The sequence below is a fragment of the Pseudomonas sp. YA1 genome, assembly GCF_058680555.1.
The window spans coordinates 38,895-54,271 of the sequence record NZ_JBZWBG010000006.1 but is presented as its reverse complement, the minus strand read 5'-3'; the positions used below and the strand labels follow the sequence as shown (position 1 = coordinate 54,271).

Genomic DNA, 15,377 nt, shown 5'->3' with positions numbered 1-15,377 from the left:
GTCGCATCGCACCGCGGCAGCATGAATCCATTCGATCAACCCAGAAGGAGAACGCCGATGTCCAGGCGCTTGCTTTTCGTGGCCACCCTGGTCGCGACCCTTTCCCTTGCCGCTCATGCCGACGAACCCCTGCCATCGGTCGAGCAGGTGATGAACGAGCACAAGGAAAAGATCAGGAACCAGCTGGAAACCATCAACTACAAGCGCAAACGGATGGTCGAGGCAAACATGGCGCTGGACGGCACCGAAGCCGAGACGTTCTGGCCGATCTATTCACGCTACCGAGGCGAGACGGACAGCCTGCACAAGGAGACATTCCAGCTCCTGCTCGAATATGCCCGCGCCTATGGTTCCGGCAGCATTACCGACGCGGAAGCTTCGAGGATGGTCGACCTCTATCGGGGATTGCAGGAGAAACAGCTGGCCGTGCTGCACCGGTACGTGCAGGAAGTGGCCGAGAAGATGTCACCTCGGCGGGCCATGCGCTTCCTGCAGATCGAAGCGCAGCTGGACGCGCTGGAGGCGTTGCAGATCGGCAAGCAGGTTCCGCTGATCAATTGAGTTTCACGGCACCGGCCGCGTCCATGCCTGGGCGAGTTCCGCATCGCCCAGGCGCATCGTTTTGCTCAGCGTGCCGAACGAAGCCGCCGCCACAGCGTGGTCCGGCTGATCCCGAGCCGACGTGCAGCCTCGTCAAGGCTGCCCTGGCAGCTGTCCAGCGTCTCCTGTATGTAGCGCAACTGCGCGGTTTTGCCGATGGCGTGCAAATCCTTTGTGCGCGATGGCTCTTTCCGGGACCTGGGCTGAGGCTGGCCTTCGAATAGCTCGGGCAGCACGCGAGCCAGGTAATGCTCATCCACGCCGTGCTCATGGAAGATTTCGCTGGCGGAGAGCATCGCCCGTTCGATGACATTCTCCAGTTCCCTGACGTTTCCGGGCCAGCAATGGCGGACGAGGTAGGGTAGCAGGAGCGTCGTTATGCCTGCGGCACCCGGTGGCTGGCCCTGGACCTGCAGGCGCTGGCTGATTCCCTGGCAAATCAGAGGGATGTCCTCGGGCCGCTCGCGCAGGGGCGTGGTCTGCAAGCGCAGGATATTCAGCCGGTAATACAGGTCGGTGCGAAACTCGCGATCCTTCATGGCGGCCCCCAGGTCCTTGTGGGTGGCGGCGACGATGCGCACGTCGATGGAGATCGGCTCGGTGCCGCCCAGGCGCAAGACCTCTCGCTCCTGCAATACACGAAGGAGGCGAGTCTGCAGCGACACAGGCATGTCGCCGATCTCGTCGAGGAACAGCGTGCCACGGTGCGCCGCCTCGAACAGGCCGGGCTTGCCGCCTTTGCGCGAACCGCTGAAGGCGCCTTCCTCGTAGCCGAACAGTTCACTTTCCAGTAGCGACTCGGGAAACGCCGCACAGTTGATGGCGACGAAAGGCCCGTGCCGGCGAGGGCTCTCGTTATGGATCCCTTGGGCGAGCAGTTCCTTGCCGGTGCCGCTTTCGCCAGTGATCAGGATGGTCGAATGGCTGGCGGCAAAGCGCTTGGCCAGTTGCAACATCTCACGGTTGGCCTTGCTCGCGCCGTTGAGTTGTTCGAGCCGGTAGCGCGCGGTGAAGGCACCTGGACGGCGAGTGGAGCGGATGCGTTGATCCGCGCGCTGCACGGCGGTGATGTCCTGGCAGGTGAGCACCAGGCCGGTACGCTCGCCATTCTCCAGGATCGGCAGGAGATTGCTGACCACGGCGTGCGAGCCCAGCCGGATCACCCGGTTTTCCTCGCCACTGCCATCCTCTAGCGCCTGTTGCAGGTCAAGCTCCGGGCATAGCTGCTGTAACGGTCGACCCAGAGCCGAGCTGACCGGCAACTCCAGCAACTGGGCAAGGGCAGGGTTGAGCGATTGCACCACACCCTGGTTGTCGACCGCTGCCACACCGCTTGGAATGTGTTGCAGCACCGCGTCCAGATGCCGCCGCTTGGCGATCTCCAGACGCTGGCTGTCGAGGACTCCCATGGCTTCCTCGAGCGCCTTGCGCGCAGTGTCTTCGCTCAGCGACAGCACGCCGTGCAGGCCTGCCTGTTCCGCCAGCTCCACCACCGTCGACGAACCGATGATGCTGCGGCAACCCAGCCGGGCTACCTCCAGGACAGCCTGGCGAGCCTCTTCCAGGGTGGTGTAGGCAACCTGGTGAACCTGCACCGTGAACAGCGTTCGCATGGCTTGCAGGTCCCGGTCGATGCGGTTGTAGCTGAGCAGGGCGACATGGGAGGAGTGTTCGCGGGCTTGCTCCAGCGCACGCAACAGGTCTCCGCCGCCAACGCGCATCGTCAGAACCGGACGTGCCAGGTGTCTACGCAGGTAGGCGGCAGTGGCGCCAGCACAGACGAACACGTCGGCTTTGCCGCGCTGTTCGAGATCGCGGGCGGTTTGCAGGGCTTCGGATACCGAGGTGTCGAGCACCTCGATATGGACGTCCGGGTAGCCCGCCGCCAGGCCGGCCACCAGGCTGGCGAGGCGACTGCGCTGCCGAGGTCGTTGAAGGTGACTGACCAGCACGACGACCTGGGAAAGGGGAGGACGCATGTCGAAACCTGTTCAGGATTGAATTGTTTCGATACTGAATCAGTTCGTTGCAAAAGTGAAACCAGGATTGCTTCGTCGAGCGCCATGGAAAAGCCTGGCGCCAGAGAGCGCGCGGGTTACAGGCATATCCCGAAAATTGGCCCAGGCGTTGCTAAAGCTGTCTGACAACATGACTACAGGCAGGTCCTACAACCCCATGAGCACTCCTCCTACGACCGTACGGGACGGCGAGACATTCGTGGCCCCGGACGACCAGCCACTGGTCGAGTTCATTCGCGAGCACGCCGCAGCGAAGCGGGTGGTCATCCAGGCACGCCAGCGCCTGAGCGGCGGCGCCATCCAGGAAAACTGGCTGCTGGACCTGCTGATCGAAGGCGGCCCCTGGGCTGGCGCCCGGCGTTGGGTGCTGCGCAGCGATGCGCTTTCCGCGCTACCCGCCAGCCTTGACCGCGAACAGGAGTTCGCGGTGCTGCAAGTGGTTCATCAGGCCGGTGTGAAAGTACCGCGCCCGCTGTGGCTGTGCCGCGATATGCGCGTGCATGGGCGGGTGTTCTTCCTGATGGAGTACGTGCCGGGTGTCGCCGCCGGTCGCTTGCTCAGCGCCGGCGCCGGCACCCAGGGCCGGGCGCAGCTGGCGGCGCAGCTCGGCGCCAACCTGGCGCGCCTGCATCAGGTTCGCCCGCCGTGCGCCGCGCTGGATTTCCTGCCGATGCCAACCCGCTCACCGGCCTTGGCGACCATCGACGCCTATCGCCGCTACCTCGACACCCTCGCCGATGCCTACCCGGTGCTGGAGTGGGGCCTGCGCTGGTGCGAGCTGCACGCACCGCACAACGGCACCCTGTGTCTGTTGCACCGCGACTACCGCACCGGCAACTACCTGGCCAGCGAACAGGGACTCGAAGCCGTACTCGACTGGGAGTTCACCGGCTGGGGCGACCCGTGCGAAGACCTCGGCTGGTTCACCGCCCGCTGCTGGCGCTTCACCCGCCCAGACCTCGAAGCCGGCGGCATCGGCCAACTGGAGGACTTCCTGGGTGGCTACCACGAGGTGTCTCCGCTGCGTATCGAGCGCAGCCAACTGCACTACTGGCAGGTCATGGCCACCCTGCGCTGGGCGGTGATCGCCCTGCAGCAAGGCCAGCGCCACCTGTCCGGCGAAGAGCCTTCCATTGAGCTGGCACTGACCGCACGACTGCTGCCGGAGCTTGAGCTCGACATCCTGCACATGACCGGAGCCGAAGCGCCATGACCCAGCCCGATGCCCATGAACTGCTCGACATCGCTCGCTCGACGCTTCTGGAGCAACTGCTGCCAGCGCTGCCCGGCGAGCTGCGTTACCCGGCCCTGATGATCGCCAATGCCATGGCCATCGCAGCCCGCGAAAGCCGCCTGGGGGCTCTGGCCGAGGACCAGGAGCGGACACGTCTGGCCGCCTTGGTCGACGAGGCGCCCGCAGCCTTGCCCGACCTGCGCCGCCAACTGGCACGGGCCATTCGCCTGGGCAGCCATGACGCCCCGCAAAACCATAGAACCCTGGTCGAGACATTGCGCCAGGTCACCCTCGCCCGATTGGCCATCAGCAATCCCAAGGCCTTGCCCTGAACGGCGTCAGCCATCTCATTCCCGACAGACAAGCACCCAGAAGGACAACCATGAACTTCACCCTCCCGGACGAACTGCTCGCCTTGCAGGCCAAGACCCGAGACTTCATCGCCGAACAGGTCATCCCGCTCGAGAACGACCCCCGCCAGGACAGCCACGGCCCCAGCGACGCCCTGCGCCAGGACCTGGTGGCCCGCGCCCGCGCGGCCGGCTTGCTGACGCCCCACGCCAGCCGCGAAATGGGTGGCCTGGCGCTGAGCCACGTGGCCAAGGCGATCGTCTTCGAAGAGGCCGGCTACTCGCCGCTGGGCCCGGTGGCGCTGAACATCCATGCCCCGGACGAAGGCAACATCCACCTGATGGACGTGGTCGCCACCGAGGCGCAGAAAGACCGCTGGTTGCGCCCGCTGGTCCAGGGCCATGCCCGTTCCTGCTTCGCCATGACCGAGCCTGCGCCAGGCTCCGGCTCGGACCCCTCGATGCTGCGCACCACCGCCATCCGCGATGGCGACGACTACCTGATCAATGGCCGCAAGTGGCTGATCACCGGCGCAGAAGGCGCTGACTTCGGCATCATCATGGCGCGCATGGAGGATGGTACAGCGACCATGTTCCTGACCGACATGAAGCGTGACGGCATCACCCATGAGCGCCAGTTGGACTCGCTGGACAGCTGCTTCACCGGTGGCCACGGGCAACTGCGTTTCGACAACCTGCGTATCCCGGCGAGCGATGTGCTCGGCGAGATCGGCAAGGGGTTCCGGTATGCCCAGGTGCGCCTCGCGCCCGCGCGCTTGACCCACTGCATGCGCTGGCTCGGCGCCGCGCGCCGTGCCCACGACATCGCCTGCGACTATGCGCGCACCCGTGATGCCTTCGGCAAGCCGCTGGGCGAGCACCAGGGCGTGGGTTTCATGCTGGCCGACAACATGATGGACCTGCACCTGGTGCGACTGGCGGTGTGGCACTGTGCCTGGGTGCTCGACCAGGGCCGGCGCGCCAACGTCGATTCGAGCATGGCCAAGGTGATCAGCGCCGAGGCGTTGTGGCGGGTGGTCGATCGTTGCGTCCAGGTATTGGGCGGGCGCGGGGTGACCGGGGAGACTGTGGTGGAGCGGATCTTCCGCGACATTCGTCCGTTCCGCATCTATGACGGCCCGAGCGAAGTGCATCGCATGAGCCTGGCGAAGAAACTGCTCGACCAGCGCCTGGAGGCCCACTGATGCAGCCGAACCTGACCCGACTGTTCGGCCTCGACGGGCGCCGCGCCCTGGTGACCGGCGCCTCTAGCGGCCTGGGCCGCCACTTCGCCATGACCCTGGCCGCCGCAGGCGCCGAGGTGGTGGTGACTGCCAGGCGCCAGGCGCCGCTGCAGGCGCTGGTGGAGGCCATCGAGGTGGCGGGAGGGCGGGCGCAGGCCTTTGCCCTCGATGTGACCTGCCGTGAGGATATCTGCCGGGTGCTCGATGCCGCCGGCCCGCTGGATGTACTGGTCAACAATGCGGGGGTGAGCGACAGCCAGCCCTTGCTGGCCTGCGACGATCAAAGCTGGGACCGCGTGCTCGACACCAACCTCAAGGGCGCCTGGGCGGTGGCCCAGGAAAGCGCCCGGCGCATGGTCGCGGCGGGGAAGGGCGGCAGCCTGATCAATGTCACTTCGATTCTCGCCAGCCGTGTGGCCGGCGCCGTCGGCCCTTACCTGGCGGCCAAGGCCGGCCTGGCCCACCTGACCCGCGCCATGGCGCTGGAGTTGGCGCGTCATGGCATCCGGGTGAACGCCCTGGCGCCCGGCTACGTGATGACCGACCTGAACGAGGCGTTCCTGGCCAGCGAGGCCGGCGACAAGTTGCGCTCGCGTATCCCCAGCCGCCGTTTCAGCGTGCCGGCGGACCTGGACGGCGCCTTGCTGCTGCTCGCCGGCGACGCCGGGCGGGCCATGAGCGGCGCCGAGATCGTGGTCGATGGCGGCCACCTGTGCAGCAGCCTGTAACGCGCCCTGGCGCGATAACAACAAGAACAGGAGGTATGTATGAGCGTGCAAGACCCGAGCAATGTGTCGATGAGGTGCCTGCCATGATGGTTCCAACCCTCGAGCACGAGCTTGCTCCCAACGAAGCCAACCATGTGCCGCTGTCGCCGCTGTCGTTCCTCAAGCGTGCCGCGCAGGTGTACCCGCAGCGCGATGCGGTGGTCTATGGCGCAAGGCGCTACAGCTACCGCCAGTTGCACGAGCGCAGCCGCGCCCTGGCCAGTGCCCTGGAGCGGGTCGGCGTACAAGCGGGCGAGCGGGTGGCGATACTGGCGCCGAATATCCCGGAAATGCTCGAGGCCCACTATGGCGTACCCGGTGCCGGGGCGGTGCTGGTATGCATCAACATCCGCCTGGAGGCACGCAGCATCGCCTTCATCCTGCGCCACTGCGCGGCCAGGGTGCTGATCTGCGACCGTGAGTTCGGTGCCGTGGCCCAGCAGGCGCTGGCCATGCTCGATGCGCCGCCCTTGCTGGTGGGCATCGACGATGATCAGGCCGAGCGCGCCGACCTCGCCCACGACCTGGACTATGAGGCGTTTCTGGCCCAGGGCGACCCCGGGCGGCCGCTGAGTGCGCCGCAGAACGAATGGCAGTCGATCGCCATCAACTACACCTCCGGCACCACGGGGGATCCCAAGGGCGTGGTCCTGCATCACCGCGGCGCCTACCTCAACGCCTGCGCCGGCGCGCTGATCTTCCAGTTGGGGCCGCGCAGCGTCTACCTGTGGACCTTGCCGATGTTCCACTGCAACGGCTGGAGCCATACCTGGGCGGTGACGTTGTCCGGTGGCACCCATGTGTGCCTGCGCAAGGTCCAGCCTGATGCGATCAACGCTGCGATTGCCGAGCATGCCGTGACCCACCTGAGCGCCGCGCCGGTGGTGATGTCGATGCTGATCCATGCCGAGCATGCCAGCGTCCCTGCCGTGCCGGTATCGGTGATCACCGGCGGCGCCGCGCCGCCCAGCGCGGTCATCGCCGCCATGGAAGCACGCGGCTTCAGCATCACCCACGCCTACGGCATGACCGAAAGCTACGGCCCCAGCACCCTGTGCCTGTGGCAGCCGGGGGTCGACGAATTGCCGCTGGAGGCCCGGGCCCAGTTCATGAGCCGCCAGGGCGTCGCCCACCCGATGCTCGAGGAGGCCACGGTGCTGGATACCGACACCGGCCGTCCGGTCCCGGCCGACGGCCGCACCCTTGGCGAACTGGTAGTGCGGGGCAACACCGTGATGAAAGGCTACCTGCACAACCCCGAGGCCACCCGCGCCGCGTTGGCCGACGGCTGGCTGCACACCGGCGACCTGGCCGTGCTGCACCCGGACGGCTACGTGGAAATCAAGGACCGGGCCAAGGACATCATCATTTCCGGCGGCGAGAACATCAGCTCGCTGGAGATCGAGGAAGTGCTCTACCAGCACCCCGAGGTGGTCGAGGCCGCGGTGGTGGCGCGCCCGGATTCGCGCTGGGGCGAGACACCCCACGCGTTCGTCGCCTTGCGGGCGGATGCCTTACCCAGAACCACGGGTGACGATCTGGTCCGCTGGTGCCGCGAGCGCCTGGCGCACTTCAAGGCGCCGCGGCATGTGACGCTTACCGAACTGCCCAAGACCGCCACCGGCAAGATCCAGAAGTTCGTCCTGCGCGAGTGGGCCCGGCAGGAGGAGGAGGCCGGCGACGCCGGCCGCTGATGGCGCTGCCGCACCCGCACATTCCATAACAATAACTAGGTTGCCCGAGGTGTCCCATGTCCAGCCTGCTATACGCGCGTATCCGCGCCAGTGCCCGGTTCCAGCAACTGGTGGCGCGCCGAAACCGTTTCACCCTGAGCCTGCTCCTGCTGATCCTGGCTACGTTCCACGGCTACATCGCGCTGGTATCGTTCTGCCCCGAGCTGATTGCCAGGCGTCTGGCGCAGGGCTCGAACATGACCTTCGGGGTCGCGGCCGGCGTGTTCCTGTTCGTGTTCTTCTGTGCCTTGTCGGCGCTCTATGTGTACCGCGCCAACGGCGAATTCGATCGCCTGACCCAGGCTCTGGTCGCTGGGCTGGAAGAGGAGCAGGGCGCATGAAGAAGCTCCTTCCCCTGGCGTTGTCGCTGCACTCCGGCCTGCTGTTGGCCTCGCCCGCGTTGGACGCTGGCCAGCGCCAGCCGCTCAACCTGCATGCCATCGGCATGTTCATGGTGTTCGTGCTGTTCACCCTGTGCATCACCTGGTGGGCGGCGCGACGGACCCATTCGACGGCGGATTTCTATAGCGCCGGTGGCGGTATCCGGGGCTGGCAGAACGGCCTGGCGCTGGCCGGCGACTACATGTCCGCCTCCACGCTGCTGGGAATCACCGCGCTCATCTACAGCTCCGGGATGGATGGCTACATCTATCTCATCGCCTTCTTCGCGGGCTGGCCGGTACTGCTGCTATTGATGACCGAGCGGCTGCGCAACCTGGGCCGCTTCACCTTCGCCGACATCACCTCGTACCGTCTCGACCAGGGCAAGGTGCGCACCATGGCCGCCATCGGCTCGCTGACCGTGGTGTGTTTCTACCTGGTGGCGCAGATGGTCGGGGCCGGGCAGTTGATCAGGCTGCTGTTCGGCCTGGACTACCAGATCGCCCTGGTGATCGTCGGTGCGCTGATGATGCTGTATGTGACCTTCGGCGGTATGGTGGCAACCACCTGGGTGCAGATCGTCAAGGCATTCCTGCTGCTGGTCGGCGGCTCGCTGGTGCTGTTCCTGGCGATGCGCGAATTCGACTTCAGCTATGACAGGCTGGTCAGCCAGGCGATGGATAGCCATGCCCTGGGCGAACGCCTGCTGGCCCCTGGTGGCTTGCTGGCCGACCCGTTGACCGCGCTATCGCTGAGCCTGGGGCTGGTGTTCGGCACCGCCGGGCTGCCGCACATCCTGATGCGTTTCTTCACCGTCGGCGATGCCCGGGAGGCGCGCAAGTCGGTGCTCTACGCCACCGGGTTCATCGGCTACTTCTTCAATGTCATTTTCCTGCTGGGCCTGGCGTCGATCGTGATCGTCAGCCAGCAGCCCCGGTTCTTCGAGGGCGGGGAAGCGGGAGGCAAGCTGCTGGGCGGGGGCAACATGGTGGTCATGCACCTGGCCCAGGCAGTGGGAGGTAACCTGCTGCTGGGCTTCCTCTCCGCCGTGACCTTCGCCACCATCCTGGCCGTGGTGTCAGGACTGGCCCTGGCCGGGGCGTCCGCCATCGCCCATGACCTGTATGCGCGGGTGATCATGAAGGGCGCGGCCAGCGAGGCGCAGGAGCTGCGGGTAACCAAGCTGGCAACCCTGGGCCTTGGCTTGGTGGCGATAGCCCTGGGCATCGTGTTCGAGAACATCAACGTGGCCTTCATGGTCGCCCTGGCCTTTGGCATCGCCGCTTCGGCCAACTTCCCGGTGCTGTTCCTGTCGATGTTCTGGTCGGGGCTGACCACCCGTGGCGCGTTGGCCGGTGGCTACGTCGGGTTGTTCAGCGCCATGGGCTTCGTGGTTTTCTCCAGGCTGGTGTGGGTGGATGTGTTGCACTTCGCCGAGCCGCTGTTCCCCTATACCCAGCCTGCGCTGTTCTCCATGCCGTTGGCGTTCCTGGTGGCGTATGGCGTTTCCCGCCTGGACCGGACCACGCGGGCCATGGCGGAAAGGGAAGCCTTCGCCGACCAGTACGTACGAGGCCAGACCGGCCTTGGCGCCAGCGGAGCCATAGACCACTGAGGCGCACACGGTCGCTGTCGAACGGGTGGCAGGCTTTGAGGCTGTCTGTCGCCCGAGGCCTGGCTAGTGCCCCCGGAAGATATCTCCGATACCGACGGTGGGGTAGTGCTCCATGCGCTGAGCCGTCCCGCGGTTGACGACGGAAGGCTTCGAAAACAGTGCACTCAGGAAGATGACCAGTACAAGGACAGCCAGTAGAAAACCGAATCGGCGCATATGATTCTCCAGCGATTTTTTATAGTTGTTGTCTTCGGGCGCTATCCACGAGGACCTTAGAAGCGCAGCGCAGTCACTGTCCCGCCGCGCTTGCGGTGTCGCATTCGCGGGCGAACAGGCGGGTGACGGCTACGATGTCCTGATCGCCATAGCCCATGGCTGCCGCGCGTTGCACGGCCTGGCACAGCGCGTCGAAGACCGGCGTCCAGGCCCCTTGTGCGTGCAGGGCTCCGGCGATATGGGCGAAGGCCTGGGCATGCACATCGAGCCTCGCCTGATCGCCTGCGAAATCCTGCGCTTCCAGCCGACGGACCGCTTCCTCGAGTGCATCGGCGACGAAAAAGCGCGACGTGTCGAGCATGAGCCGAGCGGTCTTCGAAGGCGGCAGGCCGAAGTGGACACCAGCCCCCACGGCCTCGAAGAAAGCCACCATCGCGGCAAACGCATGCGCGTGGAGCACGGTGGCGAAGGCCAATGCTTCGTCCCAGGGGAGGAACGTCGTATGACCGGCAAGCCCCTCAAGCAGCGCCCGATGCCGTTCGAAGGCCTCAGGATCACCGGTATGAATGCTGTGGCTTTCGCGACGACCAACATTGCGCGGGTAGGCCACGATCATCCCTTTGACGTAATGGCCGCCCGCGCGGTTGACGAGACTCTGAAGCGCCAGGCCCTCGTCCCGGGCGTTGGTCGTGTAATCCACGATCGTACGGTTGGCCAGTGCCTGCATCACACCTGGCATCCCGAGCACCTCATGGGTCGCCTGGTTGTCCAGGAGCACGAAGATCGTGGCCGGGCTTGCAGCCAGCGCGGCTTCGGCGCTCTCGCACAGGTGAGCGCCAGCGGCGACGAGCGCCGCGGCCTTGCCGGGTGAGCGGTTCCAGATCGCCACGCGCCTGCCTTGCCTGAGCAACGCTTGGGCCATGATGGTTCCCATGGCTCCGAGCCCGATCACGGACACTTCGAACTCGACGCTTTCATCATTGTGTTCACGCACGCTCGAGGTCTCCTGATTATTGTTCTGGCTGATGTCCAACAGGTCTCCGGCCTGCGCTTCAACACAGGCCGAAGGGTGACCCTGGCAGCTATTCGCCCAGCGCTGCCGCGACCGATTCGCCGAAGGCCCTGAGGCCGTCTTCGAGTTGGTCGGTCGGAGTGTTCAGCGGTGGCATCAGCTTGATGATTTCGCCATTCGGGCCGCAGCGGTCGACCAGCACGCCCGCTTGCAGCACGCGCTGCTGGGCGTCCTTGGCGACCTCGACGTTGCCGCGGCCGAAATCGATGCCGGCGATCATGCCGCGACAACGCGCGAACGCGACGCCTGGAATTTCCGCAAAGCCGGCAACCGCGCGCTCCATGGCCGCGCAGTTGTCGGCCAGCAATTTCAGGAACTGCTCATCGTGCCAATAGCTGAGCGCGATGCGGGCGGTCAGGAACGCCAACTGGTTGCCGCGGAAGGTGCCGATGTGATCGCCCGGTTGCCATACATCCAGCCCGGCACGAAGCAACACGATCGCCATCGGCAGGCCGAAGCCGCCGATCGATTTGGCGCAGGTGATCAGGTCCGGCACCACCCCGGAGCGCTCGAAGCCGAAGAAGTCGCCGGTGCGGCCGCAACCGGCCTGGATCTCGTCGCAGATAAGCAGCACGCCGTGGTCGGTGGTCCACTTGCGCAAGCGTTGCAGCCATTGGTTGGAAGCCGGGTAGACGCCGGCCTGGATCTGCACCGACTCGACGATCACCGCCGCCGGCAGCTCCGAGCCGCTGCCCTGGTCGTTGGCCAGGCGCTCGAGGAAGCCAATGCTGTCGAATTCGCCATAGGGGCTGTCTTCGTAGGGCACGAACACCACGTCGGTGGAAAGCCCGGGGCCACGGCGAGTGCGGTTGCCGGTGACGGCCAGGGCGCCGGCGGTCATGCCGTGGTAAGCCCCGTAGAACGATACGACCTTGGTACGCCCGGTCGCCTTGCGCGCCAGCTTCAACGCCGCCTCGACGGCGTCGGCACCGGTCGGGCCGGTGAACTGGACCTTGTAGTCCCAGCCGCGTGGCTTGAACAGGTCGCGCTCGATCGCTTCCAGGAACTGGCGCTTGGTGGTGGTGTGCAGGTCGAGGGCGTGGGTCACGCCGTTGGCCGACAGATACGCGATCAGCGCATCGCGCATGCGCGGGTCGTTGTGGCCATAGTTCAGGGCGCCGGCGCCGGCGAAGAAGTCCAGGTATTCGCGGCCATCTTCGCCGCGGATCCTGCTGCCTTGGGCGGTATCGAACACCAGGGGCAAGTCGCGGCAGTACATCCGCACGTTGGACTCGAGCCTTTCGAACGTCTCGATGTTGTTCATGCAAACCTCTTGAAAAATGATCTGGGTAGTCCGGGGTGTGGGCGGTCAGTGCTTGAACATCACGTGGCGCACCACGGTGTAGTCTTCCAGGCCGTACATCGACAGGTCCTTGCCGTAGCCGGACAGCTTGACCCCGCCGTGGGGCATTTCGCTGACCAGCATGAAGTGGGTGTTGACCCAGGTGCAGCCGTATTGCAGGCGGGCGGCCAGGCGATGAGCGCGCCCCACATCGGCGGTCCATACCGAAGACGCCAGGCCGTAGTCGGAGTCGTTCGCCCAAGCCAGCGCCTGGGCTTCATCCTCGAACGACGAGACGGTCACCACCGGGCCGAAGATCTCGCGGCGCACCACCTCATCCTCCTGCGTAGCGCCGGCCAGGACCGTCGGCTCGAAGAAGAAGCCGGCACCCTCGGCGCGCTTGCCGCCGGTGACCACTTCGATGTGCGGCAACTCCCTGGCCCGGTTCACGAACCCCTCGACACGCTCCAGATGCTCCTTGGTGATCAGCGGTCCCATCTCGGTCGCCGGATCGTCCGGCAGCCCGCACCGGATGCTGGATACGGCCTCGCCGAGCTTGCGAACGAACTCCTGGTAGACCCCTTTCTGCACATAGAGGCGGCACGCGGCGGTACAGTCCTGGCCAGCGTTGTAGAAGCCGAAGGCGCGGATGCCTTCGACGGCGGCGTCGATGTCGGCATCGTCGAAGATCAGTACAGGAGCCTTGCCCCCCAACTCCATGTGCATGCGTTTCACGCTCTCGGCCGTACCTTCGATGATCCGGCTGCCGGTGCGCACGGAGCCGGTCAGCGACACCATGCGCACCTGGGCATGGCTGGTCAGCGGCTCACCCACCGAGGCACCTCGACCGTGGACGATGTTGACCACGCCGGCGGGGAAGATCTCGGCAAGCAGCTCGCCCAGTTTCAAGGTACTCAGCGGCGTGTGCTCCGACGGTTTCAGCACCACGGTGTTGCCGCCGGCCAATGCCGGGCCGAGTTTCCACGCTGCCATCAACAACGGATAGTTCCACGGCGCGATGGAGGCGACCACGCCCACCGCGTCGCGGCGGATCATCGAGGTATGCCCCGCGACGTACTCTCCCGCCGCCGAGCCCTGCAGGCAGCGCACGGCGCCGGCAAAGAAACGGAACACGTCCGACACGGCGGGCAGTTCGTCCAGCAGCACGGCGTTGAAAGGCTTGCCGCAGTTGTCCGCCTCCAGGCGAGCGAACACGTGCGCCTGGGCATCGATGCGCTCGGCGAGCTTGAGCAGCAGGGTCGCGCGATCCTTGGGCGGCGTTTGCGACCAGGCGTCGAAGGCCGCATCCGCGCTCTGCACCGCGGCATGGACCTGGGCGCCGCTGGCCTCGGTAATTCGCACCAGGACGTTGCCCTGGGACGGGTTGTACACCGCGTGGCTCTCGCCTTCGCCGGCCACCAGGGCACCATTGATCAGAAGTTTGGTTTGCATATCGATTCTCGCCATTGAAGGGCAGGCTCGAAGCCGGCCTTGTGGTTGTTGTCAGAGCGTTCGATAGAAGGGTGGTCGCTACGCCAGCGCGTCGGGCACCGGGTTGCGGAAGAAGCTGGTCCGGCAAGCGAGATAGACCGCCCCCAGGCCCAGCCAGCTACAGCCCATGATCAGCGCGTCTTTATCCAGGCTGACCAGCATCCACCCGGCCGTGACCAGGCCAACGAGCGGGCAGAGCACCCCGCGCAACAAGCCCGCCCCGTCTCCGAGGCGGGTATCGAAGGAGAGCCGCAACGCGCAAAGGTTGACTGCGCTGAAGGCGAGAAACGCGCCGAAATTGACCAGGGACGTCGCGGTGGCGATCGTCAGGGCAAAACCCGCGCAGCCGAAAATGCCGCAGAGCAGAATGTTGAAGGCTGGGGTCTTGTAGCGAGGATGCAGGGCACCGAACAGCTTGCGCGGCAGTTGGTTGTCCCGCCCCAGGGCGTACAGCAGCCGGCCCACGCTGGCCTGGAACGACATGCCTGCGGCGAAGTGGGCGATGATGATCCCCGCCAGGACCACGGCGAAGAACAGGTCGCCGCCGATCATGCGGGCGATCTCGAAGGCGGCGCCGTCCACATGCTCGAAGGCGGGGGAGGGGTGCGCCAGGTACATGAAGTACGACGAGCCGACGTAGACCGAGCCGCCGATCAATGCGACCAGCAGGATCGCGCGCGGCAGTGTCCGGCCCGGGTCGCGGGTCTCCTCGCTGAGCGTGGACAGCGCGTCGAAGCCCAGGAACGAGTACGCGGCAATGGCGGCGCCGGCCATGCTGGTGGCGAAGGACACGTCCGGGTTGAAGAACGGCTTGGCCGACAGCAGCCCGCCAGGGCCGTTGGCCGCGACGATGTAGTGCACGCACAGGCCGATGAACACGACGATGATGGCCAGTTGCGCGACCATCAACAGCACGTTGAAGCGGTTGGCGACCTGGATGCCCAGGATATTAAGCAGCGAGGTGGAGACGATGAAGCCGATGATCCACACCCATTGCGGCACCTCTGGAAAGGCCATGTTGAGGTAGCTGGCGCCGAGCAGCCAGATCAGCATCGGGATGAAGAAGTAATCGAGCAGGGCGGCCCAGCCCACCATGAAGCCGAGGTTCGCGCTCAGCATCTTGCGGGTATAGGTGTAGGCCGAACCGGCGACCGGGAACACCCTGACCAGCCGGCCATAGCTCAAGGCCGTGAACACCACGCCGATTGCCGCGATCAGGTAGGCCATCGCCGTGGTGTTGCCGCTGGCCTGCGTGATCACGCCATAGGTGCCGAACACGATCAACGGAGCGAGGAACGCCAGACCGAACAGCAGAACGGAAAACGGACCCAGCGTGCGCTTCAATGAAGCGCCGGCGATTGATTCGCTCATGAC

Annotated in this window: 13 protein-coding genes; 8 read left to right on the top strand and 5 right to left on the bottom strand. The window is 65.7% G+C overall.

Annotation, left to right across the window (positions count from 1 at the left end; all coding sequences use genetic code 11):
* Positions 1–78 precede the first annotated feature (78 nt).
* The gene (locus tag AC4OR5_RS09810; RefSeq protein ID WP_223309047.1) at positions 79–561 is read left to right on the top strand and encodes a transcriptional regulator; all 483 of its coding nucleotides are present in this window, start codon (positions 79–81) and stop codon (positions 559–561) included.
* A 65-nt stretch (positions 562–626) separates the two neighbouring features.
* Here the strand turns inward: AC4OR5_RS09810 and AC4OR5_RS09805 are convergent, their stop codons facing one another.
* Positions 627–2,579 (bottom strand): sigma-54-dependent Fis family transcriptional regulator, encoded by a 1,953-nt coding sequence (locus AC4OR5_RS09805; protein WP_058134180.1) that lies wholly within the window; start codon positions 2,577–2,579, stop codon positions 627–629.
* 196 nt (positions 2,580–2,775) lie between these two features.
* Here AC4OR5_RS09805 and AC4OR5_RS09800 point away from each other — a divergent pair, with 196 nt between their 5' ends.
* From AC4OR5_RS09800 to AC4OR5_RS09770, 7 genes are all read left to right on the top strand, one after another.
* The gene (locus AC4OR5_RS09800; protein WP_023114370.1) at positions 2,776–3,831 is read left to right on the top strand and encodes a phosphotransferase family protein; all 1,056 of its coding nucleotides are present in this window, start codon (positions 2,776–2,778) and stop codon (positions 3,829–3,831) included.
* Entirely contained in the window at positions 3,828–4,184 is a 357-nt protein-coding gene (locus AC4OR5_RS09795) for a DUF6285 domain-containing protein (protein ID WP_003089151.1), read from the top strand. Before AC4OR5_RS09800 ends, AC4OR5_RS09795 begins: the two co-directional genes overlap by 4 nt.
* Positions 4,185–4,234: 50 nt before the next feature.
* On the top strand, positions 4,235–5,407 hold the full coding sequence (locus tag AC4OR5_RS09790; protein ID WP_058160456.1) for an acyl-CoA dehydrogenase family protein: 1,173 nt from the start codon (positions 4,235–4,237) through the stop codon (positions 5,405–5,407).
* Positions 5,407–6,174, top strand: a complete 768-nt coding sequence (locus AC4OR5_RS09785; RefSeq protein ID WP_058134179.1) for an SDR family NAD(P)-dependent oxidoreductase — start codon at positions 5,407–5,409, stop codon at positions 6,172–6,174. Before AC4OR5_RS09790 ends, AC4OR5_RS09785 begins: the two co-directional genes overlap by 1 nt.
* Before the next feature lie 86 nt (positions 6,175–6,260).
* A complete protein-coding gene (locus AC4OR5_RS09780; protein ID WP_371320342.1) occupies positions 6,261–7,907 on the top strand; it encodes an acyl-CoA synthetase in 1,647 nt (548 codons plus the stop codon).
* A 56-nt stretch (positions 7,908–7,963) separates the two neighbouring features.
* A complete protein-coding gene (locus AC4OR5_RS09775) occupies positions 7,964–8,287 on the top strand; it encodes a DUF485 domain-containing protein (protein ID WP_003089157.1) in 324 nt (107 codons plus the stop codon).
* A complete protein-coding gene (locus AC4OR5_RS09770; protein WP_033938847.1) occupies positions 8,284–9,942 on the top strand; it encodes a cation acetate symporter in 1,659 nt (552 codons plus the stop codon). The genes AC4OR5_RS09775 and AC4OR5_RS09770 overlap by 4 nt, the downstream gene beginning before the upstream one ends.
* A 289-nt stretch (positions 9,943–10,231) precedes the next feature.
* On the opposite strand, the gene AC4OR5_RS09765 is transcribed toward AC4OR5_RS09770, so the two are convergent.
* From AC4OR5_RS09765 to AC4OR5_RS09750, 4 genes are all read right to left on the bottom strand, one after another.
* The gene (locus AC4OR5_RS09765) at positions 10,232–11,152 is read right to left on the bottom strand and encodes an NAD(P)-dependent oxidoreductase (RefSeq protein ID WP_044727201.1); all 921 of its coding nucleotides are present in this window, start codon (positions 11,150–11,152) and stop codon (positions 10,232–10,234) included.
* An 88-nt stretch (positions 11,153–11,240) separates the two neighbouring features.
* Positions 11,241–12,494, bottom strand: a complete 1,254-nt coding sequence (locus AC4OR5_RS09760; RefSeq protein ID WP_021264767.1) for an aspartate aminotransferase family protein — start codon at positions 12,492–12,494, stop codon at positions 11,241–11,243.
* A 45-nt stretch (positions 12,495–12,539) separates the two neighbouring features.
* Positions 12,540–13,964: a gamma-aminobutyraldehyde dehydrogenase gene (locus tag AC4OR5_RS09755; protein ID WP_003089167.1), complete on the bottom strand. Its 1,425-nt coding sequence runs from the start codon at positions 13,962–13,964 to the stop codon at positions 12,540–12,542.
* A 78-nt stretch (positions 13,965–14,042) separates the two neighbouring features.
* Positions 14,043–15,374: an APC family permease gene (locus tag AC4OR5_RS09750; RefSeq protein WP_004349742.1), complete on the bottom strand. Its 1,332-nt coding sequence runs from the start codon at positions 15,372–15,374 to the stop codon at positions 14,043–14,045.
* Positions 15,375–15,377: the final 3 nt, after the last annotated feature.